We start from the raw sequence: 20910 nt of genomic DNA, 5'->3' as shown, positions 1-20910 counted from the left end.
GATCAAACCATGATTGAAGTTAATTACGCCGCGCTCGAGCAGTGCGCCGACGACGTCAACAAGGCGCAGCAGCAGATGACCGGCTCGCTGGAGCAGGTCGAGCAGGACGTGAAGCGGCTGTGCTCCACCTGGACCGGTCAGGCGCAGGAGGCTTACCAGGTGCAGCAGAAGAAGTACGACGAGGCGCAGGCCGAGCTGATCAAGGTCTTGGCATCGATCGAGACGGCGATCATCGACACCAAGACCCGCTACATGGAGGGTGACAAGGGCATCGCCAACAGCTTCGGCGGCTGAGCGAAGCGTCCCGACAGGGCGCTGACACAGCGTTATGACACGGTGGTCCGGACGTGCGCGTCCGGGCCACCGTGCTGTGTGCGTATGCTGTGTCCTGCCGGGTTGCGCTGCTATGCGTCGCCCGGTAAGGGACCCCGGTTCCGGTGGCACAGATGTCGCCGGGTATCTTGGTATGTCGTTGTGCGCTGTCGTGCGACTTTGCCAGGACGCGCGAGGCCCGCACCCCAGTACCCACAAGCCATGTCGATGATGAGGTAGTACCTTGCCTACGTACAGCCCGAAACCCGGCGACATCACGCGCGCCTGGCATGTGATCGACGCCGAGGGCGTTGTCCTCGGCCGCTTGGCGACAGAGGTCGCGACTCTGCTGCGCGGCAAGCACAAGGCGACGTTCGCGCCGCACGTGGACACCGGTGACTTCGTCATCATCGTCAACGCCGACAAGGTCGCCCTGACCGGCAACAAGCGCGAGCAGAAGTTCGCCTACCGCCACAGCGGCTACCCCGGTGGTCTGCGCAAGCAGTCGTTCGGCGAACTGCTCGATCACAAGCCCGTCCGTGCCGTGGAGAAGGTCGTCAAGGGCATGCTGCCCAAGACCAAGCTCGGCCGCGCGCAGTCGAAGAAGCTGAAGGTCTACGCGGGTCCTGACCACCCGCACGCCGCGCAGCAGCCGAAGCCGTTCGAGATCGCCAAGAAGATCGCGCAGGTGAACGCACAGTGAGCGAGGAGCAGCCTGTGATGACCACAGAGACCGACGAGGCCACCGCGGCCGTGACCACGACTGAGACCCCCGCCGCGGCGAAGCCTTCCCGCGCGGCCGGTGGCAGCGCCCACGCGATTGGCCGCCGCAAGCAGGCCGTGGTGCGCGTGCGACTGCTCCCCGGCAGCGGCAAGTTCACCCTCAACGGCAAGAGCCTTGAGGACTATTTCCCGAACAAGGTGCACCAGCAGCTCATCCGCGAGCCACTTGAGCTGGTGGAGAAGCCCGAGTCGTTCGACATCAAGGGCAACCTCGTCGGCGGCGGCAGCTCCGGGCAGGCCGGTGCGCTGCGGCTCGCCATCGCGCGTGCGCTCGCCGAGATCGACTCCGAGGACCGTCCCGCGCTGAAGCGCGCCGGGTTCCTCACCCGTGACTCCAGGGCCAAGGAGCGGAAGAAGTACGGCCTCAAGAAGGCCCGTAAGGCCCCGCAGTACAGCAAGCGCTGATCGCGCGACGCAGCCCATGCGAAGGCGCCCGCCCGATATTCGGGTTGGGCGCCTTTCGCATGTGGTAGGCCGCCTGAACCGGGTCATGCGGGACTCGCTAGGTTGAAGCAATTCACCCGAAGGAGGTCCAGGAAGATGGCACGGCTTTTCGGCACGGACGGGGTGCGTGGCCTCGCCAACGCCGAGCTCAGCCCGACGCTCGCCCTCTCGATCGCCGCTAGCGCGGCCAGCGTGCTCGCCGCGCACGACCGATCGCACCGCCCGGTCGCCGTGGTCGGCAGAGACCCGCGCGCGAGCGGCGAGATGCTGGAGGCCGCCGTCGTCGCGGGACTGACCTCGGCGGGCGCTGACGTGCTTCGTGTCGGCGTGTTGCCGACACCAGCCGTGGCATTCCTCGTCGCCGACACCCGGGCGGACTTCGGGGTGATGATCTCGGCGTCGCACAACCCGATGCCGGACAACGGCATCAAGCTGTTCGCCAGCGGGGGCCATAAGCTGCCCGACGGCATCGAGGACGAGATCGAGTCCGCCCTCGACAACCTGGGCACCGCGCCGACCGGCTCCGAAATCGGCAGGGTCACCGACGTCGACGACGCCCTGGATCGCTACGCCGAGCACTTGCTGCGGTCCACGCCGCAGCGGCTGGACGACCTGCGGGTCGTCGTCGACTGCGCCAACGGGGCGGCATCGAAAGCCGCGCCGGAGGCGTATCGCAGGGCTGGCGCCGAGGTGATCGCGATCAACGCGGAGCCGGACGGCATCAACATCAACGACGGCTGCGGTTCGACTCACATGGACGGCCTCATGGCGGCCGTCGTGGAGCACAAGGCCGATATCGGTATCGCGCACGACGGCGACGCCGATCGCTGCCTTGCCGTCGACGCTGAGGGGCAGTTCGTTGATGGCGACCAGATCATGGCCGTGTTGGCACTCGCGATGTCCGACGCGGGAGAGCTCGCCGACAACACTCTGGTCGCGACGGTGATGAGCAACCTCGGCCTGCACCTTGCGATGCGCGAGCACGGCGTGACGTTGCGCACCACGGCGGTGGGCGACCGGTATGTGCTTGAGGAACTACGGGCGAGTGGCTACTCGCTCGGCGGTGAGCAGTCCGGGCACGTGGTGCTGCCCGGCTATGCCACCACCGGTGACGGCCTGCTGACCGCGCTGCGGCTGATGAGCAGGATGGCCTCGACGGGTAAGTCGCTCGCCTCGCTGGCCGGGGTGATGCGACGCCTGCCGCAGGTGCTGGTCAACGTTCCTGTCGCGGACAAGGTGGCCGCCGCCAAGTCGAAGCAGGTGGCGGACGCCGTCGCCGACGTCGAGGCGGAACTGGGTGATACCGGCAGGGTGCTGCTGCGCCCCTCCGGGACGGAGCAGCTCATCCGGGTGATGGTCGAGGCCCCGGGTCAGGACGTCGCTCAGGCTGCCGCTGACCGCCTCGCGGGCGTCGTCTCGGTGGCCTCCTAGCGCGCCGAGGCGGGCGTGACGGCTGGCTTGCGTCGTGTCCTGCACTCTCGCACGCGTGTCCGACACTCAGGACGCCGTATTAGGCACTCAGCGCGTTGTGTCATGCGCTCAGGACGTCGTGTTCGGCACTCAGGACGTTGTATTCCTCGTGCCGAGTGCCGTGTGCCACGCCCACGTCGTCGGATTGGGCGGCCCACGTGCGTGACCTCCGGGTGTTCACTCGCTCGCACCGCGTGTGCGGGAGCAAACCGCGCGAACCATCCCATCGTGCGCGGGACGACCGGTAAGTTCAGGGTCTGTATGCCACGGCACCGATAAGCCACCCGGTACGTCGAATCGGTGACGGACAAAGCCACGGTCTCTAAGGGGGCACGATGACGTCTGGCGGATACGGAGTTGACACCGCCGAGTTGACGAGCGCCGGTGAACACGTCCAGACGCAGGCCGCTGACCGGATGGGGCCGCCGTTGAAGGCGGCCGGTGATATCGCTGTCGCGGCGCAGGACTTCGGCCCCGAGCACACGCACCATTTCCAGCAGTTCTCAGCGGGTATTGAACGCCTCGTTGGCATGGTCAAGAGCTATGTGGACGTCTCGCGCGACTTTGGTGGGCGCATGGGTGGCGCGAGTTCGACGTATCAATCCGTGGAATCGCAGACCGAGCAGTCCATGCAACACGAGCGCGGCTCGCTTGGGGGTGAATGATGACGCGCATCCCAACCCTTGACGATCTTCGTGAGATCGTTAATAGTCCGCACCTGTCGGATGATGTGAAGAGTCAGGTCGCGCAGGATTACTTCGATTACGTCGAGGACCTCGACGAAGAGGACCTGTACCAATTGGGCTTCGATTCCGAAGACCATATGAATAACACTCACGATTGGTACAGTGAGAATTATGATTTCGGGGATCTCGATCAGGCATTCAGTGACGAAGACGATATTTTCGGTGAATACGAGGAAGCCAAGAAGCAGCATGACGCTGGTGTCGTCGCGGCCCAGAAAAAGCAGGAATCGGACACCGAGACGAAACGTAATGAAGCGGGAGAGCAGCTGGATGATTTCCGAAAGAATAGATCGGAAACCGATCCGGGCGCAGCGAATTCCAATGACATTCTCGACAAGGGTGTCGAGGGTGCTGTTCGCGGGTTGGAGCGTTTCTGTCCGGCATATAACCGGGCGGTTGGCGTCTTGGGGTCCGACGCTGGCACCGTGAACTACGAACGCGACGTGCTGCAGCGATACGACGAGCAGCGAAACATCCCCTTCAACGTCTTCGCGGAAGAGGCCGACAAGATCGGCAAGATCCGCGAAGATTTAGTGGAGTCGCTGTCGAGTCAGTCTAATCGCTTGGCGACGGTGTTTAGCCATTGGCAAGGTGCTGCGGCCGACAGTGCGCAGGGCAGGTGGCGACAGATAGAAAAACTGTCGAACAGTGAAGTCAAGGAAAGTCTCGCGGAGTCGTCGGAAGCAATCCTTCGCGCCTGTTCAACTGTCGCCGCCTCGTGTCAGCGTAAGGCTGAGTGGTCACTCAAGTACGCCATTCCGAACTGGTGTGGTCTCCAGCCGTATGAGATCGATATGGCCGTCAAAATCGCTAACAGCGGTCGCGATGCGACGGATGCCGAGATCAAATATTTCGTCCGTCACCTGCCGCCAGAGGAGCAAGCGACTATTGACGACGACAAGGGTGACCTCGAGGACGAGACCAAAGACGCCGCGGAGAGAATGGCGCGGGAGTGGCTACAGGATTTCATTAGGTCATTCGCCAAGTTCGTCAGTGATTTCCATGTCATGTGTGACAACGAGAAGAACGCCACGGATGAGGCGTGGGGGAACCTGACGCAATTCCTGAACGGCCTGCCGGAGGACCCTTACGCCGCTATGGCGGCGGGCAGCCCGGCACCACCCGCCGCACCTGCCGCTGTGGGTGGCCCGAGCGGCAGTGTCGGTGGCGGTCCTAGCGTTGGCGGTGGTGGCGCTGCCGGACTCGGCGGCGGCCCCTCCGGTGCGCTTGGCGGAACGCCTGGCGGTGGTCCCGGCAGCGGTGGCATGACCTCCCCGACGATGCCGAGCATGCCGAAACCGGACATGGGACAGGACTCGGTCAGTCCCGTCACCGGTAATCCGCTGGACGTTGACCCGAAGACCGGCAGTCCGTATCCCATTGATCCGGAGACCGGGGACGTCGTCAAGGACGCGGCTCCCGACGTCGATACCGTCACGGTTCGCCAGGGCGAGAGCGAAATCGCTATCACCGAGCCCAACCGCGACGGCGAGATGTCGGTTCGCATCGACGACGGCAGCGGCAAGGCGGCCGAGTACAAACTCGACTTCGGATCGGGCGGAACGTCCGGCGGTGAGCAGGCGGCCTCCGGTTTCGGGCCCACTGGAGGAGCGAACGGTGTGCCCGGTGGTGCGGCTGCGATGGCGGGTCCCGGGGCGCCCGGTGCTGTGGACGTTCACACCCCAAGCGAAGACGGCACGATCCAGATCCATGACGGCGAGCTGTCGATCGTTGCGGAGCAGCCGCTCGGCCCCGACGGAGCGACCGTCGTCACCGTTGATGTGGGGAGCGGCGAGCCCGAGACCTACGTCATGGGCGACGAGGATGCCGTGCGGGAGTACAACGGCCGGACTATTGGCGAGTTCGGCGCCCCACCGCAAGCAGAGCCGGGCGCCCCGCCGCAGGCCGAGCCCAGCGCTCCACCACAGACGGGTAGCGAGGCCGCGCCGCGCGCCGAGTCCGGAATCCCGCCGCACGTCGGCGGTGACACCCCGTCGCAGGTGAGCGGCGATGCCGTGAGTGGCGACCGGCCGGAAAACGGCAGGTTTGAGCCCGAGCCGCAACGCGGGGGCATCGACACCGGGCCACAGCGCGGTGGCTTTGACACGGCCCCGCAGGAGAGCGGCGTGGTTCAGCCCGCTGCGGTGTCCGCCGAGGACAGCGGGGCCGCTGGGGTGGCGGACGCGTTCACCGAACCGTCTGAACCGATTGGCGCGAGGGGCAGTCTCGACGGCGTCGGTGCGGGCATATCCGGTTCGGCGGGCGGGGAGCCGCCCCGAGGCGTCGGCGGTTCCCTCGGCGCTGAGCTGGGCGGTGGCCCCAACGCGGGAGGTGCTGCCGGACCCGGCGCCGGATCTGCGGGGGCGTTCGGAGAATCCGCCGGAGGCGTCGGGCGCGCGTTTGGGGACCCCGGCGGAGGTGCTCCAGGGGCCTTCGGAAGCCCGCCGGAGCCCGGACCTGGCGGACCCGCCGGTCCCGGCGGAGGACCTGCGGGCTTCGCGGATGGCGGTGGCCCCCACGGCGAGGGCGCGCAGGGCGGCGGCCACCACGGGGAAAGCCCCGGAGGTGAAAGCCCACGTGACGAGGGCCTTCGTAGCGGAGCCGTGCCGACGGACGGCAGCGCTGGGGTCGGCTCGGTTCCCGGCGAACCGACGTCTGCTCCGACGGGGCAGTCCGGTGGCGCGGGCGTGAGCGGGGCAGGTGGGGGCGCTCCGATGATGGGCGGCATGGGCGGTGCCGGTGCGGGCGCTGGCGGCGGTGGCGAGGACCAGCAGCGCTCGGCCGCCTACCCGCTCCATGAGACGGGCCTGTTCGAGCCGGACGTTGCCGAAGGCTCATTCGGCATCGCCCGCATCTCCGGCTCGCTCGATGACGACGAGCCAGCGCTCTGACGTGAGGGACAACGATGAGTGATCGATTCGAGGCGTTCAAAAACAACCTGGCCAACGCGGAGCGCGAGTTCACGGACCGGAACCGGCTGGCTGGCGCGAAGGCGCAGGAAACGCTCGACGGCGCGCGCGAGGACTTCAAGAACCGGATGGCCTACGCCGGGAAGGTAGCCGCCCGGCTCGACCAGCGCTACAAGGACAAGCTGGCGGCTGAGAAGGCCGAGGCGACCAAGGATCCCGTGCCGGAGGGGCGTGATTTCGGGTTTGAGGGGTGGCCCGGGGAGGAAGCAGCGGCACCGAGCGGCGGCAACACCGTGCCGCAGTTCTCCCCGTCGTCGTTCGCGCCAGCCCCACCGGCCACCCCGGTGTCGCGCCCGATGCCGACCGCCGGGTTCGACGGCCCCGGCAGGCAGGAGGGCTTCCTGGACGACGACGAGGAGGACTTCGCCGCCAACGGCTGGTTGCGGGGATAAGCGGCGGGTCGCCGGGACGACGTCGTACGGCGCGCCTACCGTGCGCTCGCGCCCTCGCGTTCGAAGTCGATCGGGGCGCGCTTGACGTCGTTGTCGAGCAGCGGCTGGTACTCCTTCTTTCCACCGAGGTGTGTCAGGAAGAACGCCGTCAGCAGCGCGTACACCAGACGCTGCGTGCCGTAGTGCGGCTTGCCCTGCACCAACAGCTGCGTCCAGTGGAAGCCCTCGGTCACCGAGAGGTGAGTCGACTTCTCGATCGTGCGCAGCTGCACCGGCCCGCCCCAGGCATGGGCGATGGCCTTCGCGTGCCCGGTCGGCGGCGCGACGAGGTCGTTCTCCGCCGCCAGGTGAAGCGATGGCATGCGGAGGCCTTTGGCAGCCTCGGACGCGGATGGAACGGTCTGCGCTGGTGCGACGGTGGCGACGGCCCTGACCTCGGGCGCGCCATCGGCGGCAGCGGCCAGCACGGCGGACCCAGCCCCGGTTGAGTGGCCCGCGAGACCAAGCCGCACCGGGTCGACGCTGATGCCGTTCCGCCCGAGCCGGACCTTCGTCACGGCGTCCAGCGTGTCGCGCAGGTTCGCCGCGAAGATCCGATGCGACGGGAACGGGCCGAGCTGCGTCGCTGGCGCGGCCGTGACGATGCCCCAGGAAGCAAGGTGGCGCAGCAGCCCCCGGTAGCGGTGCACCGGCTGCAGCCAGCCGTGACCGAAGGCGACGGCGGGCAGGTTCAGCCCTTCACGCGGGGCGAACACCATCCCCGGCGTCCCGACCAGCGCCAGGTCGCCCCGGAGAACGTCGTGCGGTCCCGGGTAGGTCAGCTCCTCAAGCAGGGCCTTGGGCTTGCGTGCCATGGTCAAGACCGTATACCAATCAGGCTGGATGTAAGGGGACGTGCCATCTGGCCACCCACGCTGTGCCTATCCCGCCACCCACCCGCTGACATGTCACGCGCGCCAGTAGTCTCTGACTACGTGTGCGGAATCGTGGGTTACGTCGGACATCGGCAGGCGCTCGACGTGGTACTCGGCGGATTGCGACGCCTGGAGTACCGCGGCTACGACTCGGCGGGCGTCGCGGTGCTCGACGGCGCTGGTGCGCTGCGGGTGCAGCGCAAGGCGGGGCGGCTGGCCAACCTGGAGACCCAGCTCGACGCCGACGACAGACAGGCGTTCGCGGGCACCGCTGGCATGGGCCACACCCGCTGGGCCACCCACGGCCCGCCGGTCGATCGCAACTCCCACCCGCACCGGGACGCGTCCCACGCCGTCGCCGTCGTGCACAACGGCATCATCGAGAACTTCGCCGAGCTGCGCGCCGAGCTTGAAGCGGACGGCGTCGAGCTGGCCAGCGACACCGATACCGAGACCGCGGCGCACCTGATCGCGCGGGCGTACGCAGATGGTGAGTTCGCTGGCGACTTCGAGGCGAGCGTGCGGGCGGTCTGCCGGCGGCTGGAGGGCGCGTTCACGCTGGTCGTCACGCACGCCGAGGTGCCGGACAAGATCATCGCGGCGCGCCGGTCGTCGCCGCTGGTCGTCGGCGTCGGAGAGGGCGAGCACTTCGTGGCCTCTGACGTCGCGGCGTTCATCGAGCACACTCGCGAGGCCGTCGAGCTGGGCCAGGACCAGGTCGTCGTGATCACCCGCGAGGGTTACCAGGTCACCGACTTCGCTGGTGAGCCAGCGCAGGGCAAGCCGTTCACGGTGGACTGGGACCTGTCGGCCGCAGAGAAGGGCGGCCACGAGTACTTCATGCTCAAGGAGATCGAGGAGCAGCCGGACGCGCTGGCGAACACGCTGCGCGGGCACTTCCACAATGGCCGCATCACCCTCGATGAGCAGCGGCTCGCCGATCAGGACCTGCGCGACATCGACAAGGTGTTCGTGGTGGCCTGCGGCTCGGCGTACCACTCAGGGCTGGTCGCGAAGTACGCCATCGAGCACTGGTGCCGGCTGCCGGTCGAGGTGGAACTGGCAAGTGAGTTCCGCTATCGCGACCCGGTGCTTGACCGGGACACGCTTGTCGTCGCCGTCTCGCAGTCTGGCGAGACGATGGACACCCTGGAAGCCGTGCGGCACGCGCGCGAGCAGAAGGCGCGGGTGCTCGCCGTGTGCAACACCAACGGCGCGCAGATCCCACGCGAGTCCGACGCGGTGCTCTACACCCACGCCGGGCCGGAGATCGGCGTCGCGTCCACCAAGGCGTTCCTGGCGCAGATCGCGGCGAACTACCTGGTCGGGCTGGCCCTTGCGCAGGCGCGCGGCACCAAGTACCCGGACGAGGTGGCACGCGAGTTCGCCGATCTCGCCAACACCCCTGCCGCGGTGCGGAAGACGCTGGCCACCACCGAGCAGGTGCGTGCGCTCGGTCGTGAGATCGCCGACTCCAAGGCGGTGCTGTTTCTCGGCCGCCACGTCGGGTACCCGGTGGCGCTGGAGGGCGCGCTCAAGCTCAAGGAACTCGCCTACATGCACGCCGAGGGCTTCGCGGCTGGCGAGCTGAAGCACGGTCCGATCGCGCTGATCGAGCAGGATCTGCCGGTCGTGGTCGTGATGCCGTCGCCAAAGGGCAGGGCGGTGTTGCACTCGAAGCTGGTATCGAACATCAGCGAGATCCAGGCGCGCGGCGCCCGCACCATCGTCATCGCCGAGGAGGGTGACGACGCGGTCCGGCCGTACGCCGACTCGCTGATCGAGATTCCCGCGACGTCGACGCTGCTGCAACCGCTGGTGGCGACGGTGCCGTTGCAGGTGCTGGCCGCCGAGATCGCCCGCAGCCGCGGTTACGACATCGACAAGCCGCGCAACCTGGCGAAGTCCGTCACGGTGGAGTAGCCCGCGCCGGTAGCGTGCATGACGACGGGCGCGCCCGAGCGTGAGGAGCCGTGATGCGTGAGGTGTGGACGACCGGCCGGATCAGGGCGGCCGAGGACGTCGTGCTGGCGCGAACACAGCCCGGTGCGCTGATGCGGCGCGCGGCGTTCGCCGTGTCGGTGCACGCCGCGCGGATGTTGCGGGAACGTTCTGGCCGGGTGGCTGGTTGCCGTGTGGCGTTGCTGGTCGGCGCTGGCAATAACGGCGGCGACGCGCTGTGGGCCGGGGCATTCCTGCGCAGGCGCGGGGTCGGCGTGACCGCCGTCCTGCTCGCTCCGGATAAGACGCATACCGAAGGGCTCGCCGCGCTGCGCCGCGCTGGCGGCAGGGTGGTGACGGCGGCGGACGTCAGCAGCGAGCGCTCGGACGGCGACTCCAATGCGCTTGCCACCGCCGACCTGGTCATCGACGGCATCGTCGGGCTCGCCGCACGCGGTGGGCTGCGCCCGGACGCCGCAGCGCTGGTCGAGCGGGTGACCGCGCCCATCATCGCCGTCGACCTGCCCAGCGGCGTGGACCCAGACACCGGTGCGGTCACCGGACCAGCAGTCGCCGCGGCCGCCACCGTCACGTTCGGCGCGTACAAGCCGCTGCACGTGCTCGCCCCTGCCGCCAGCCGTTGCGGCGAGGTGCACCTGATCGACATCGGCCTGCGCCCCGAGTTGGGCGAGCCGGACTTCCGCGTGCTTGACCCCGGCGACGTCGCCGCGCGACTGCCGCTGCCGAAACCGGCCGACGACAAGTACACGCAGGGCGTCGTGGGTGTCGCCGCGGGTGGCAGTACCTATCCCGGCGCGGCTGTGCTGACCACCAGTGGGGCAGTGCTGACCAAGTCCGGCATGGTTCGCTACGCGGGGAGCGCCGCCGACGTGGTGCGCGCCCGCTGGCCCGAGGTCATCGCGACCGGCTCGCTGTCCGACGCGGGACGGGTGCAGGCGTGGGTGACCGGGCCGGGGCTCGGTACCGCGAGCGGCGCGCGGGAGACGGTGCGCGAGGTGCTGGCCGCCGATGTTCCGGTGATCGCGGACGCCGACGCGGTGAACCTCCTCGCCGCCCACCCGGACCTGTGGGACGCCCGCGAGCCGGGCACGCCGCTGGTGCTGACCCCGCACGAGCGCGAGTTCGCCCGGCTGGCTGGCGACATCGGCGACGACCACGTGGCCGCGGTCGTCGCCGCCGCGAAACGTTGCGACGCCGTCGTGCTGCTCAAGGGCCACAGCACGGTCATCGCCGACCAGGACGGCCGCGTGCTCGTGCACTACACCGGGCGCGCGTGGCCAGCAACGGCCGGTTCCGGCGACGTGTTGTCCGGCATCATCGGCGCGTTGCTCGCGGCGGGCGTTGAGCCGTTGTTCGCAGCGGGTTGCGCCGCCTGGCTGCACGACAGCGCCGCCGCCATCGCCGCGTCCGGCGCGCCGACGCCCGCGAGCCTGATCGCCGAGGCTATTCCGGCCGCGATCCGTGCGCTCGAGCCGAAGACGTAACCAACGACACGGCGACGGTGGCCCTCCGGGTCATGCGACCATGCAACCGTGAACGAGGCGCGTGCTCCCCGTGCCGAGGCCGTCATCGACCTCGGCGCGATCCGGCATAACGTCGCACTGCTCAGCGGAAAGGCCGCCGAGTCCGGTGCGGCGACGATGGCCGTCGTCAAGGGCGACGGCTATGGCCACGGCGCGTTGCCCGTCGCGAAGGCCGCGCTGGCGGGCGGGGCGACCTGGCTCGGTGGCTGCTCGCTCGATGAGGCGCTCGCGCTGCGGCGCGCTGGGATCACCGCGCGCATCCTGACCTGGCTCGACACCGACGACGTCGACTTCGCGCCCGGCATCGAGGCGGACATCGACATCACCGCGAGCTCCCGGCGTGAGCTGGGGCGCATCGTCGCGGCCGCCCGCGCCATCGGCCGCGCAGCGCGGGTGCACCTCAAGATCGACACCGGGCTGTGCCGCAACGGCTGTCCTGACTACGAGTGGCCCGGCCTGTGTGCCGATGCGGCCGAGGCCGACAGCGCCGGCACGATCGACGTCGTGGCGATCTGGTCGCACTTCGCCTGCGCCGACGAACTGGGTCATCCGTCCATCAACGCGCAGGCCAAGCGGTTCGACGAGGCTTATCAGATCGCTCGCGAGGCAGGGCTCAACCCGCTACGGCACCTCGCGAACTCGGCGGCCACACTGACCAGGCCCGAGTTCCACTTCGACCTGGTGCGCACCGGCATCGCGATCTACGGCTGCAACCCGGTGCCGACCGACGACGACTTGGTGCCAGCGATGACGTTCCGCTCGGCCGTCGCCCTGGTCAAACGGGCCAAGGCGGGGGAGTCGGTGTCCTACGGTCAGATCTGGACCGCCGAGCGAGAGACCACGCTGGCGCTGGTGCCGGTCGGTTACGCCGATGGGGTGCCGCGCACGCTGTCCGGCCGGATGGATGTCTGGCTGGACGGGCAACGCAGGCCGATCGTCGGCAGGGTGTGCATGGACCAGCTCGTCGTGGACTGCGGTGACCACGAGCCCGAAGTCGGCGCCGAGGTGGTGCTGTTCGGCACGGGCCGCGGCGGCGAGCCGACCGCGCGTGAGTGGGCCGACATCATCGGAACCATCGACTACGAGATCGTCACCGGCATGTACCGGCCCCGCGTCGTCCGCCGCTATGTGGCGGAGGTGACGCCATGACGCCGTCTCGCAGGTTCATGGGAGTGGTCGGCGGGGTCGGCGCCGCGGCGACCGGGGCTGCCGCGACCGCGCTGACCATGGCGACGCGGCAGCGCAGGCACCGTGACCAGTACGAGAACGAGCCGCTCGGTCAGCTCCCACCCGACAGGGTGTCGACCGTGGCGGCCGACGACGGCGTGCCGCTCTATGTCGAGGAGGTCGATCCGGCCGACGGCGGCGCGGCCGACGTCACGCTGGTCGGCGTGCACGGTGTCGCGTTGTCCACCAAGAGCTGGCATTTCCAGCGGCGTGACCTCGCCGCGCTGACGCTGCCCAGGGTGCGGCAGGTGTACTACGACCATCGCGGGCACGGCCAGTCCGGCCCGGTCACCGCCGAGACGGCGACGCTGGAGCAGTTGGCGCACGACCTGCACTCGGTGATTCGCGCGGTCGCGCCGGAGGGACCGATCGTGTTGATGGGTCATTCGGTCGGTGGCATGACGATCATGGCGCTGGCTGAGGAGGAGCCCGAGCTGTTCGCCGACCGGGTGTGCGGTGTGTCGCTGATCGCCACGGCCGCTGGTGAGGTCGGCGCGCGTGGCCTGCCGAAACGGGTGCTGTCGAAGTACAGTCCTGTCGGCTGGGGTGTCGGTAGGATCGGTGGCATCGCGGAGTGGCAGCCGGAGATCATCGAGTTCGTCCGCGCCGCGAGCGGGCAGCTCACCAAGCGGGCGGTGCGCAGGCTCGCGTTCGGTGGGGAGCCCAGCGAGACCGTGGTGCAGTTCCTGCTGGAAATGCTCGACGTCACGCCCGTGCGGGAGCTGGTGAAGTTCGTCGGCACCGTCGACAGCCACGACCGCTACGAGGTGCTCGCCGGGCTCAAGCACGCCCATGTGCAGGTCATCGGCGGAGACGCCGATCTGATCCTGCCGTTCTCGCACTGCGAACGCATCGCGGACGAGCTGCCGGACGCGCAACTGGTGCGGGTCACGGGTGCGGGGCATGTGCCGCAGTTGGAACACCCGGAGATCGTGACGAGTTACCTGATCGACCTGCTGCAGCTCGCGTGCGACACCGAAAGCAAGTCCGGTGGCAAGGTCAGCGGCAAGATCGGGCTGCGTGATGAAGCATTGCGCGGTTTGCTGCGGAGGTGGTTTCGGTGAAGGTTGAGCTGACGACGCACGAGGACACCGTGCGGTTCGGCCGCACGCTGGGCGAGCTGCTGCGGGCGGGCGATCTGGTGCTGCTGTCCGGGCCACTCGGCGCGGGCAAGACCGTGCTGACCAAGGGCATCGCCGAGGGCCTCTGCGTGTCCGGGCGGGTCAGCTCGCCGACGTTCGTCATCGCGCGGGTGCACCCGGCTGGCGAACGGGGTGTGGCACTGGTGCACGTCGACGCCTACCGCCTCGGTGGTGACCTGGCGCAGCTCGACGATCTCGACCTTGACACCGACCTCGCCGATGCCGCCGTCGTCGTGGAGTGGGGCGAGGGCGTCGCGGAGCGGTTGTCCGAGGATCACCTGCTGGTGCGGCTGGAACGCGAGGTGGACGACACCCGCATCGCGGAGCTCGAGCCGCACGGGGCGTGGACGGAACGCGCGCTGCCGGGGTGAGCGCGCATCGTGCGGGCGCAGGCGCCGGGACAGCTGGGGTGTGGCGCGCTCCGCGTCACGCCCCCGGTGCGTGTAGCGACCGCTTGGTGACCTTGCCCAGCTCGTTGCGGGGCAGGCTGTCGACGAACCGCACCTCGTGCGGGCGCTTGTGCGAGGCGAGCAGCCTGCCGACGTGCTCGGTCAGTTCCGTGGCGCTCGGCTGCCCCTCGGCGCCTCCGGTTCCCGCCATCGCGTCCGGCTCGCCGTTGGCGACCACCCAGGCCACGATGCGCTCGCCAAGGTCTGCGTCCGGCTCGCTGGTGACCGCGACCTCCGCGACGTGTGGGTGTTCCAGCAGCGCGTTCTCGATCTCGCCCGCGCCGATCTTGTAGCCACCACATTTGATCAGGTCGGTCGCCTTACGGCCGACGATGCGCACGAAGCCGTCGGCGTCCATGGTCGCCATGTCGCCGGTGCGGAACCAGTCGCCGTCGAAGGATTCCGCCGTGGCGTCCGGCCGGTTCAGATAGCCGCTGAACAGGCTCGCGCCACGTACCTGGATCTCGCCGATGGTCTCGTCGTCGCGGGTCTCGATCGGCACGCCATCCTCGTCGACGATGCGCAGCCGCATGCCGGGTAGTGCGACGCCGACCGTGCCGGGCCGCCGGGGGCCGTCCACTCGCACGCTGGTGTTCATCAGCGTTTCCGTCATGCCGTACCGCTCGATCACCTGCTGCCCGCACGCCGCCGTGATGTGCTCGTGGTCGCGCACCGGCAGCGGTGCCGAGCCGGAGATCAGCAGCCGCGCGGTGCTGATCGTCGCGGCGAGGTCGGCGTCGGACGCCATCGCCTGCGCCAGCCGGTGATACATCGTGGGCACGCCGAACGTGACCACCTGGCGTCCTGGGTGCGCGGTGATGGCCTCGCCGAGGGAGTGCGGGTCGAACCGGCCGATGTGGTGCGCCGTGCCGCCTCTGCGCAGCGGACCGAGCATGCCGAGGATCAGGCCGTGCACGTGGAACAGCGGCAGCGCGTGCACCACGACGTCGTCCGCCGTCCACTGCCAGGCGTCGGCGAGGGCGTCCAGTGTCGCCGCGATCGCGCCCCTGCTCAGCACGACGCCCTTCGGCGGGCCCGTCGTCCCCGACGTGTAGACCACCAGCCCCGGGTCGTCGTCCGCCAGGCGCGCCGCTGGCGCCGGCGCGGGGGCGTGGTCTGTCGTGACGTCGATGCGGCGCAGGCCCGCGCATTCGGCGGGCAGTTCGACGTCCGGCGCGCAGAGGATCGCCTCCGGTGCGCTGTCGGTGAGGATGTGGGTCAGCTCCCGCTCGCCGACGGCGGGGTTGACCGGCACCGCTGGCACGCCCGCCCGCAGCGCGGCCACGCTGGCCAGCACCGTCTCGACGCCCTTGACGGCCCAGATCGCCACCCGAGTCTGGCGAGGCGGCAGGTCGGCGGCCAGCGCCGATGTGGCGGAAGTCACGTCGCGGTAGGTGAGTCGCTGCTCGCCGAAGCGGATCGCCTCGGCATCGGCGGCGGTGTCTTTCGCCTGATCGAGCGCGGGGAACAACATGCGATCGACTCTGCCACTGGCGGGTGCGCGGTGCCATCGCCGGTGGTCGTAGGCTTAGGAGTTGTGTTACTCCTCGCGCTGGACACCTCGACGCCCGCAGTCACGGCGGGCCTTGTCGCGCTCGATGAGACGTCGGGCGCGGTGGACGTGCTCGCCGAGCGCGTCACCATCAACCCTCGTGCCCACGGCGAGCTGCTGACGCCGCATCTGAAGGATGCCGCCAGCACCGCGGGGGTCGCGCTGAGCGACCTGGATGCCGTGGTGTGCGGCATCGGTCCAGGGCCGTTCACCGGGTTGCGTGCCGGGATGGTCACCGCGGCCTCGCTGGCGCACGCGCTCGACATCCCCGCGTATCCCGTGTGCAGCCTGGACGCCATCGCCGCCGAGGCAGGTACCGGGACGCCGCTGTTGGTCGCGACCGACGCGCGCAGGCGGGAGGTCTACTGGGCGCGCTACGCCGCGGACGGCACTCGCGAGGCGGGGCCTGCGGTGAGCCCGCCAGCGGACATCGACATCGGTGGCGCGCGGGTCGTCGGCCAGGCGGGTGCGATGCTCACCGACACGGCCAATGAGCCGAGCTACCCGACCACCAACGGCCTTGCGCGCGCGGCCGCCAGCTCCGTCATGGCGCGCGGGGAACCGGAGCCGCTCACTCCGCTGTACCTGCGCCGCCCTGACGCGGCCGAGCCCGGCGAGCGCAAACGCGTCACGGAGGTATCGCGATGACCGCGAGTGAACGTGCGCCCGGTCCCGCGACGCTGGCGCCGCTGCGGCGGTCGGACATCCCGCGCTGCGTGGAGATCGAGCACCTGCTGTTCCCCGGCGACGACCCGTGGAGCGCGGCGGCGTTTCGGGCGGAGCTGAACTCCGGCGCGTACTACCTCGGCGCGTACGACGGCGACGGCGTGCTGCTCGGTTATGGCGGGCTGGCGATACTCGGCAACCGGGGCAGCTACGAGACCGAGGTGCACACCATCGGCGTCGTCCCGCAGTGGCAGGGCTACGGCATCGGCGACGCCCTGCTCGCCGCGCTGCTCACGAAGGCTGACGACGTGGACGCGCCGGTGTTTCTTGAAGTCAGGACCGACAACGACGCCGCGATCGCGCTGTACGAGAAGTACGGCTTCACGCGGGTGGGCGTGCGCAAGGGCTACTACCAGCCTTCCGGCGCAGACGCCTACACCATGCGCAGGCCTCCGGTGTCGGAGTCAGTGTCCGCGTCGGACGAGTCACAGGACGAGGTGTGATGTCCAGAGTCATCATGGGAATCGAGACGTCGTGTGACGAGACCGGCGTCGGGCTGGTGCGGCTCTCCGAAAACGACGCCGCCGACGCCACCGCGACGGGGCCACGCGTTGAGCTGCTGGCCGACGAGGTCGCGTCCAGCGTCGAGCTGCACGCCCGCTACGGCGGTGTGGTGCCCGAGGTGGCCAGCCGCGCGCATCTCGAGGCGATGGCGCCCACGGCGCGCAGGGCACTGGCCACCGCGGGCCTCACGTTGTCTGATGTGGACGCCATCGCGGTGACGGCTGGGCCTGGTCTGGCCGGTGCGCTGTTGGTCGGTGTCGCAGCCGCGAAGGCCTACGCCGCCGCGCTCGACGTCCCGCTGTATGGGGTGAACCACCTGGCTGGCCACGTCGCGGTGGACACGCTTGAGCACGGGCCGCTGCCGAGGCCGTGCCTCGCGCTGCTGGTCTCCGGCGGGCACACCCAGCTGCTGCGGGTGGACGACGTCGCCAGCAAGATCACCGAACTCGGGTCCACAGTGGATGACGCGGCGGGGGAGGCGTACGACAAGGTCGCGCGCATCGTGGGGCTGCCGTACCCCGGCGGGCCGCCGATCGACAAGGCCGCACGCGAGGGCGACCCGGAGGCGATCGCGTTCCCCCGCGGCATGACGGGTCCTCGCGACGCGCCGTTCGACTTCTCGTTCTCCGGGCTCAAGACCGCGGTGGCCCGCTGGATCGAAGCGGCCGAGCGGAACGGCGAGTCGATACCGGTTCCCGACGTCTGCGCGTCGTTCCAGGAGGCGGTGGCCGACGTGCTCACCATGAAGGCCGTCGCGGCCGCACGGGAGTACGGCATCGGGACGATGGTGATCTCCGGCGGCGTCGCCGCGAACTCCCGGCTGTCCGCGCTGGCGCGGGAACGCTGTGAGGCGGCCGGGATCGAGCTGCGGGTGCCCCGTCCCCGGCTGTGCACGGACAACGGCGCGATGATCGCCGCACTCGGCGCGCACGTCGTCGCGGCCGACCTACCGGCGTCCCCGCTGGACTTCTCCGGGACCCCGGCGCTGCCGGTGAGCACGGTGACGGTGCGCTAGGAGCCACCGCGCTCACCGCAGCGAAGGCGTCGTTCAGTGCGTCAGCGGGTCAAGGCCCGGCCGACGGTCGTGGATGCGGAACGATGCACGGGTGTTCGCCGTGCCGTTCCGATCGGTCACGGTGTCCAGCACGCGGAAGTCGACGTCCATGGCGTCCCGGCTGATCCGGGTGCGGACATAGCCGCGCTGCCGGTTGTAGAACTTGATGTGCGGGTTGCGCTCCAGCGTCGGGTTGTCCGCCGGATCGGAGTCGCTGCCGTTGCCACCGGAGGCGATCGACGTTGTGACCAGCTCGGTGCCGATGACGTCGGAGTCAGGGTCGGCGTAGTTGGCCTTCAGCTCGTTCGCCCAGTGGGTGTGGACGTCGCCGGTGAGCACGACCGGGTTGCGTACGCCAGCGTCGACCCATCCCTCGCTGATCCGCTCCTGCGAGCCCCGGTAGCCGTCCCAGCCGTCCATGCTGTTCTTGCCGGTCGCGCTGGTGCGCCTCGCGAAGAACACCTGCTGGCCGAGGATGTCCCAGCGCGACGTCGACGAGCGGAAGTTGTCCAGCAGCCAGGCTTCCTGGTCGTCGCCTGTGATGGTGCGCGCCGGGTCCTTGGCGTCTTCGCACACCTTCCAGCCGTCGCCGCACGCCTGGTCGTCGCGGTACTGCCGGGTGTCGAGCATGTGGAACGTCGCCAGCGAACCCCACGACACCGCGCGGTAGAGCCGCATCGCAGAACCGTCCGGCCGGTTGCGGGCGCGCAGCGGCATGTTCTCGTAGTACGCCTGGAACGCGTTGGCGCGGCGTTGGATGAAGTTCGGCTGCGGGATGTGCGGCTTCTCGTAGACGTCGCCCGCCCAGTTGTTGTCGACCTCGTGGTCGTCCCAGACGACCAGCCACGGGGCGATGGCGTGCGCCGCTTGCAGATCCGTGTCGGCGCGGTACTGGGCGTGGCGCTGCCGGTACTCGGCAAGCGACTCCATCTCGGGTCCGACGTGGTCGCGCACGTTGCCGTCGGGCGAGACGTAGGTGTTGGCCGGATACTCGTACAGGTAGTCGCCAAGGTGCAGCACGAGGTCGGGCTCGTCGGCGGCGAGGTACCGGTAGGCGGTGAAGTAGCCGTGCTCGTACTGCGAGCAGGAGGCGAAGCTCATCGCAAGCGCGGAGCCGAGCGTGCCAAGCGCGGGGGTGGTGCGGGTGCGGCCGACCGGCGAAACGTAGCGGCCGACGCGGAAGCGGTAGAAGTACTCCCAGCCCGGCCGCAATCCCGCCGCCTCGATGTGGACGGCGAACCCGGCTTCCGGGCCGGTGGTCGCGTGGCCGCGCCGGACGACGCCGCGGAACCGCTCGTCAGTGGCGAGCTCCCACCGCACTTCGACGTTGCGGTGCGGCATGCCGCCGAGGCCGTCTTCGGCGAGCGGACGAGGTGCGAGGCGGGTCCAGAGCACGACGCTGGTGGCGTCCGGCTCACCGGAGGCGACGCCGAGGGTGAACGGGTCGGTAGTGAGGCCACGGCCAGCGCCCTGGTTGCTGCCTGGGCTGTGTCCGGGACTGCCGGGCTCTGCCACGGCGGGCAGCTCGAGTCCGGTGGCCGCAGCGCCGGTCGCGGCGCTGAGGGCCGCGCCGTATCGCAAAGCGGAACGGCGGGTAGTGGTTCGGGGGTTGTGGTCACGCGACTCGGTCATGTGGTGGTCTCCCCACGGGTGATCGACAGCCAGTGCGGCTTCAGGTTGATCGCCCGTGGTGAGCGGAAAGTGCCTGATCGGGTGACGACGGGATGAACGTCCGATGCCCGCTCCGAAGACGCGGCGGGTGCCCCGTGCCGGGACTGGGGCGCCGGGTAGTGCGGGCGTCTCTGTCGTACCCGTTACACCGGTTGCGCCCGCCCGTGCGCGTTGTTGATCAACTTACTGCGCGCTGTGACCACGAGAATCCGACAAAACAGTCACTGTGTGGTCGCAGCGCGCAGGGAGTTGATCAACTTTGGTCGGCAAGCCGAGGCGAAAGCGTCTTTCAGTCCAACGCAGCGAAGGCGTCTTTCGCCGCGTGACGGCGCGCGGCATCGGGCGGGTGGCGTGGCGGAGCGATACCCTGGGCAGCACACCGACGACCACGTTCGGCGTGGTCAGGGCGTGGACGGCGGCGGCAGGGCGGGGGTGAAGAGGCCCAGGAGGGCAGGCAGCGGGCAGCGGAAGACGTCGTCTTGGGCCCGCCCGCGAGCCCTGCGAAAAAGAGATTTCAGCCGATTGGATCGAACCCTAGTTGCACGGCTAGCACTCGCCTAGCTAGAGTGCTAAGCGCATGCGATGAACACGCCCGGCACCCGCGACGACGGGGGTGGGAGTCGTAATCCCTTATCCGATCCGACGCTTATGCGACCGTGGAGGTCAACCCGGTGAGCGTGAACATCAAACCGCTCGAGGACAAGATCGTTGTCCAGACGAGCGAGGCCGAGGAGACGACGGCTTCCGGCCTCGTCATCCCCGACACCGCGAAGGAAAAGCCCCAGGAGGGCAAGGTCCTGGCCGTAGGCCCGGGCAAGTTCGACGACAAGGGCAACCGCATCCCGGTGGATGTCAAGGAAGGCGACGTCGTCATCTACTCGAAGTTCGGCGGTACCGAGGTCAAGTACAACGGTGAGGAGTACTTGATCCTGTCCGCCCGTGACGTGCTGGCCGTCGTTAACTGACGACCTATGCCGAGTGAGGGGCTATACCGCCCGCACAGCGGCAACGCACATCCCGATGCCCCGGACCCCGCATCGCCGGGGCCGGGGCATCGGCCTTTCCCGCGT

Annotated in this window: 19 protein-coding genes; 16 read left to right on the top strand and 3 right to left on the bottom strand. The window is 69.2% G+C overall.

The genetic code is table 11. The annotated features are described in order from the left end of the window. Nucleotides 1-9 precede the first annotated feature (9 nt). From AMYHA_RS00570 to AMYHA_RS00540, 7 genes are all read left to right on the top strand, one after another. Nucleotides 10-294, top strand: coding sequence for a WXG100 family type VII secretion target (locus AMYHA_RS00570; protein ID WP_051399394.1), 285 nt, complete (start codon nucleotides 10-12; stop codon nucleotides 292-294). A 262-nt stretch (nucleotides 295-556) separates the two neighbouring features. Continuing rightward, complete coding sequence (gene rplM / locus AMYHA_RS00565) at nucleotides 557-1015, top strand: 50S ribosomal protein L13 (protein ID WP_034266836.1); 459 nt, start codon at nucleotides 557-559, stop codon at nucleotides 1013-1015. A 17-nt stretch (nucleotides 1016-1032) separates the two neighbouring features. Then, nucleotides 1033-1500, top strand: a complete 468-nt coding sequence (rpsI, locus tag AMYHA_RS00560) for a 30S ribosomal protein S9 (RefSeq protein WP_196776810.1) — start codon at nucleotides 1033-1035, stop codon at nucleotides 1498-1500. 135 nt (nucleotides 1501-1635) lie between these two features. Continuing rightward, complete coding sequence (gene glmM / locus AMYHA_RS00555; RefSeq protein WP_034266831.1) at nucleotides 1636-2970, top strand: phosphoglucosamine mutase; 1335 nt, start codon at nucleotides 1636-1638, stop codon at nucleotides 2968-2970. 374 nt (nucleotides 2971-3344) lie between these two features. Beyond that, nucleotides 3345-3674 carry a hypothetical protein gene (locus AMYHA_RS00550; RefSeq protein ID WP_034266828.1) on the top strand — a complete coding sequence of 110 codons (330 nt, stop codon included), beginning with the start codon at nucleotides 3345-3347 and terminating at the stop codon, nucleotides 3672-3674. Next, nucleotides 3674-6646: a WXG100 family type VII secretion target gene (locus AMYHA_RS25385; RefSeq protein ID WP_051399393.1), complete on the top strand. Its 2973-nt coding sequence runs from the start codon at nucleotides 3674-3676 to the stop codon at nucleotides 6644-6646. Before AMYHA_RS00550 ends, AMYHA_RS25385 begins: the two co-directional genes overlap by 1 nt. A gap of 14 nt (nucleotides 6647-6660) precedes the next feature. Next, nucleotides 6661-7116: a hypothetical protein gene (locus tag AMYHA_RS00540; protein ID WP_034266826.1), complete on the top strand. Its 456-nt coding sequence runs from the start codon at nucleotides 6661-6663 to the stop codon at nucleotides 7114-7116. Between the two features lie 35 nt (nucleotides 7117-7151). Here AMYHA_RS00540 and AMYHA_RS00535 read toward each other — a convergent pair whose 3' ends face one another. After that, a complete protein-coding gene (locus AMYHA_RS00535; RefSeq protein WP_034266823.1) occupies nucleotides 7152-7970 on the bottom strand; it encodes a dienelactone hydrolase family protein in 819 nt (272 codons plus the stop codon). A gap of 120 nt (nucleotides 7971-8090) precedes the next feature. Here AMYHA_RS00535 and glmS point away from each other — a divergent pair, with 120 nt between their 5' ends. From glmS to tsaE, 5 genes are read left to right on the top strand one after another with little or no spacing between them, the layout of a single operon-like run. Then, a complete protein-coding gene (glmS, locus tag AMYHA_RS00530; protein WP_034266821.1) occupies nucleotides 8091-9953 on the top strand; it encodes a glutamine--fructose-6-phosphate transaminase (isomerizing) in 1863 nt (620 codons plus the stop codon). A gap of 53 nt (nucleotides 9954-10006) precedes the next feature. Next, nucleotides 10007-11476: a bifunctional ADP-dependent NAD(P)H-hydrate dehydratase/NAD(P)H-hydrate epimerase gene (locus AMYHA_RS00525; protein WP_034266819.1), complete on the top strand. Its 1470-nt coding sequence runs from the start codon at nucleotides 10007-10009 to the stop codon at nucleotides 11474-11476. Nucleotides 11477-11524: 48 nt separating this feature from the next. Then, nucleotides 11525-12664 carry an alanine racemase gene (gene alr, locus AMYHA_RS00520; RefSeq protein ID WP_034266817.1) on the top strand — a complete coding sequence of 380 codons (1140 nt, stop codon included), beginning with the start codon at nucleotides 11525-11527 and terminating at the stop codon, nucleotides 12662-12664. Then, on the top strand, nucleotides 12661-13806 hold the full coding sequence (locus AMYHA_RS00515; RefSeq protein WP_084036651.1) for an alpha/beta fold hydrolase: 1146 nt from the start codon (nucleotides 12661-12663) through the stop codon (nucleotides 13804-13806). The genes alr and AMYHA_RS00515 overlap by 4 nt, the downstream gene beginning before the upstream one ends. Continuing rightward, nucleotides 13803-14255, top strand: a complete 453-nt coding sequence (tsaE, locus tag AMYHA_RS00510) for a tRNA (adenosine(37)-N6)-threonylcarbamoyltransferase complex ATPase subunit type 1 TsaE (protein ID WP_034266816.1) — start codon at nucleotides 13803-13805, stop codon at nucleotides 14253-14255. Before AMYHA_RS00515 ends, tsaE begins: the two co-directional genes overlap by 4 nt. 55 nt (nucleotides 14256-14310) lie before the next feature. Here tsaE and AMYHA_RS00505 read toward each other — a convergent pair whose 3' ends face one another. Beyond that, the gene (locus tag AMYHA_RS00505) at nucleotides 14311-15807 is read right to left on the bottom strand and encodes an acyl-CoA synthetase (protein ID WP_034266814.1); all 1497 of its coding nucleotides are present in this window, start codon (nucleotides 15805-15807) and stop codon (nucleotides 14311-14313) included. A gap of 63 nt (nucleotides 15808-15870) precedes the next feature. Here AMYHA_RS00505 and tsaB point away from each other — a divergent pair, with 63 nt between their 5' ends. The 3 genes from tsaB to tsaD are packed head-to-tail and all read left to right on the top strand — an operon-like array spanning nucleotide 15871 to nucleotide 18130. Further along, nucleotides 15871-16533, top strand: coding sequence for a tRNA (adenosine(37)-N6)-threonylcarbamoyltransferase complex dimerization subunit type 1 TsaB (gene tsaB, locus AMYHA_RS00500; RefSeq protein ID WP_034266813.1), 663 nt, complete (start codon nucleotides 15871-15873; stop codon nucleotides 16531-16533). Continuing rightward, the gene (rimI, locus tag AMYHA_RS00495) at nucleotides 16530-17054 is read left to right on the top strand and encodes a ribosomal protein S18-alanine N-acetyltransferase (RefSeq protein WP_051399392.1); all 525 of its coding nucleotides are present in this window, start codon (nucleotides 16530-16532) and stop codon (nucleotides 17052-17054) included. Before tsaB ends, rimI begins: the two co-directional genes overlap by 4 nt. Further along, complete coding sequence (gene tsaD, locus AMYHA_RS00490) at nucleotides 17054-18130, top strand: tRNA (adenosine(37)-N6)-threonylcarbamoyltransferase complex transferase subunit TsaD (RefSeq protein WP_034266812.1); 1077 nt, start codon at nucleotides 17054-17056, stop codon at nucleotides 18128-18130. Before rimI ends, tsaD begins: the two co-directional genes overlap by 1 nt. Nucleotides 18131-18163: 33 nt before the next feature. Here the strand turns inward: tsaD and AMYHA_RS00485 are convergent, their stop codons facing one another. After that, nucleotides 18164-19801, bottom strand: coding sequence for an alkaline phosphatase D family protein (locus AMYHA_RS00485; RefSeq protein WP_034266809.1), 1638 nt, complete (start codon nucleotides 19799-19801; stop codon nucleotides 18164-18166). A 710-nt stretch (nucleotides 19802-20511) separates the two neighbouring features. On the opposite strand from AMYHA_RS00485, the gene groES reads away from it, so the two are divergent. Then, on the top strand, nucleotides 20512-20805 hold the full coding sequence (groES, locus tag AMYHA_RS00480; protein ID WP_034275274.1) for a co-chaperone GroES: 294 nt from the start codon (nucleotides 20512-20514) through the stop codon (nucleotides 20803-20805). The last annotated feature ends 105 nt before the right edge of the window (nucleotides 20806-20910 follow it).

The sequence above is a fragment of the Haloechinothrix halophila YIM 93223 genome (assembly GCF_000504245.1).
GTDB lineage: Bacteria > Actinomycetota > Actinomycetes > Mycobacteriales > Pseudonocardiaceae > Haloechinothrix_A > Haloechinothrix_A halophila.
The sequence above is the reverse complement of the archived record's forward strand: the minus strand, read 5'-3'. Positions and strand labels throughout refer to the sequence as shown.

What these genes read in the sequence shown, in the direction of transcription:
- AMYHA_RS00570 (WP_051399394.1), top strand. Translation starts at nt 10, where the DNA reads ATGATTGAAGTTAATTACGCCGCGCTCGAGCAGTGCGCCGACGACGTC.
- rpsI (WP_196776810.1), top strand. Translation starts at nt 1,033, where the DNA reads ATGACCACAGAGACCGACGAGGCCACCGCGGCCGTGACCACGACTGAG.
- glmM (WP_034266831.1), top strand. Translation starts at nt 1,636, where the DNA reads ATGGCACGGCTTTTCGGCACGGACGGGGTGCGTGGCCTCGCCAACGCC.
- AMYHA_RS00550 (WP_034266828.1), top strand. Translation starts at nt 3,345, where the DNA reads ATGACGTCTGGCGGATACGGAGTTGACACCGCCGAGTTGACGAGCGCC.
- AMYHA_RS25385 (WP_051399393.1), top strand. Translation starts at nt 3,674, where the DNA reads ATGACGCGCATCCCAACCCTTGACGATCTTCGTGAGATCGTTAATAGT.
- AMYHA_RS00540 (WP_034266826.1), top strand. Translation starts at nt 6,661, where the DNA reads ATGAGTGATCGATTCGAGGCGTTCAAAAACAACCTGGCCAACGCGGAG.
- AMYHA_RS00535 (WP_034266823.1), bottom strand. Translation starts at nt 7,970, where the DNA reads ATGGCACGCAAGCCCAAGGCCCTGCTTGAGGAGCTGACCTACCCGGGA.
- AMYHA_RS00525 (WP_034266819.1), top strand. Translation starts at nt 10,007, where the DNA reads ATGCGTGAGGTGTGGACGACCGGCCGGATCAGGGCGGCCGAGGACGTC.
- AMYHA_RS00515 (WP_084036651.1), top strand. Translation starts at nt 12,661, where the DNA reads ATGACGCCGTCTCGCAGGTTCATGGGAGTGGTCGGCGGGGTCGGCGCC.
- AMYHA_RS00505 (WP_034266814.1), bottom strand. Translation starts at nt 15,807, where the DNA reads ATGTTGTTCCCCGCGCTCGATCAGGCGAAAGACACCGCCGCCGATGCC.
- rimI (WP_051399392.1), top strand. Translation starts at nt 16,530, where the DNA reads ATGACCGCGAGTGAACGTGCGCCCGGTCCCGCGACGCTGGCGCCGCTG.
- tsaD (WP_034266812.1), top strand. Translation starts at nt 17,054, where the DNA reads ATGTCCAGAGTCATCATGGGAATCGAGACGTCGTGTGACGAGACCGGC.
- AMYHA_RS00485 (WP_034266809.1), bottom strand. Translation starts at nt 19,801, where the DNA reads ATGACCGAGTCGCGTGACCACAACCCCCGAACCACTACCCGCCGTTCC.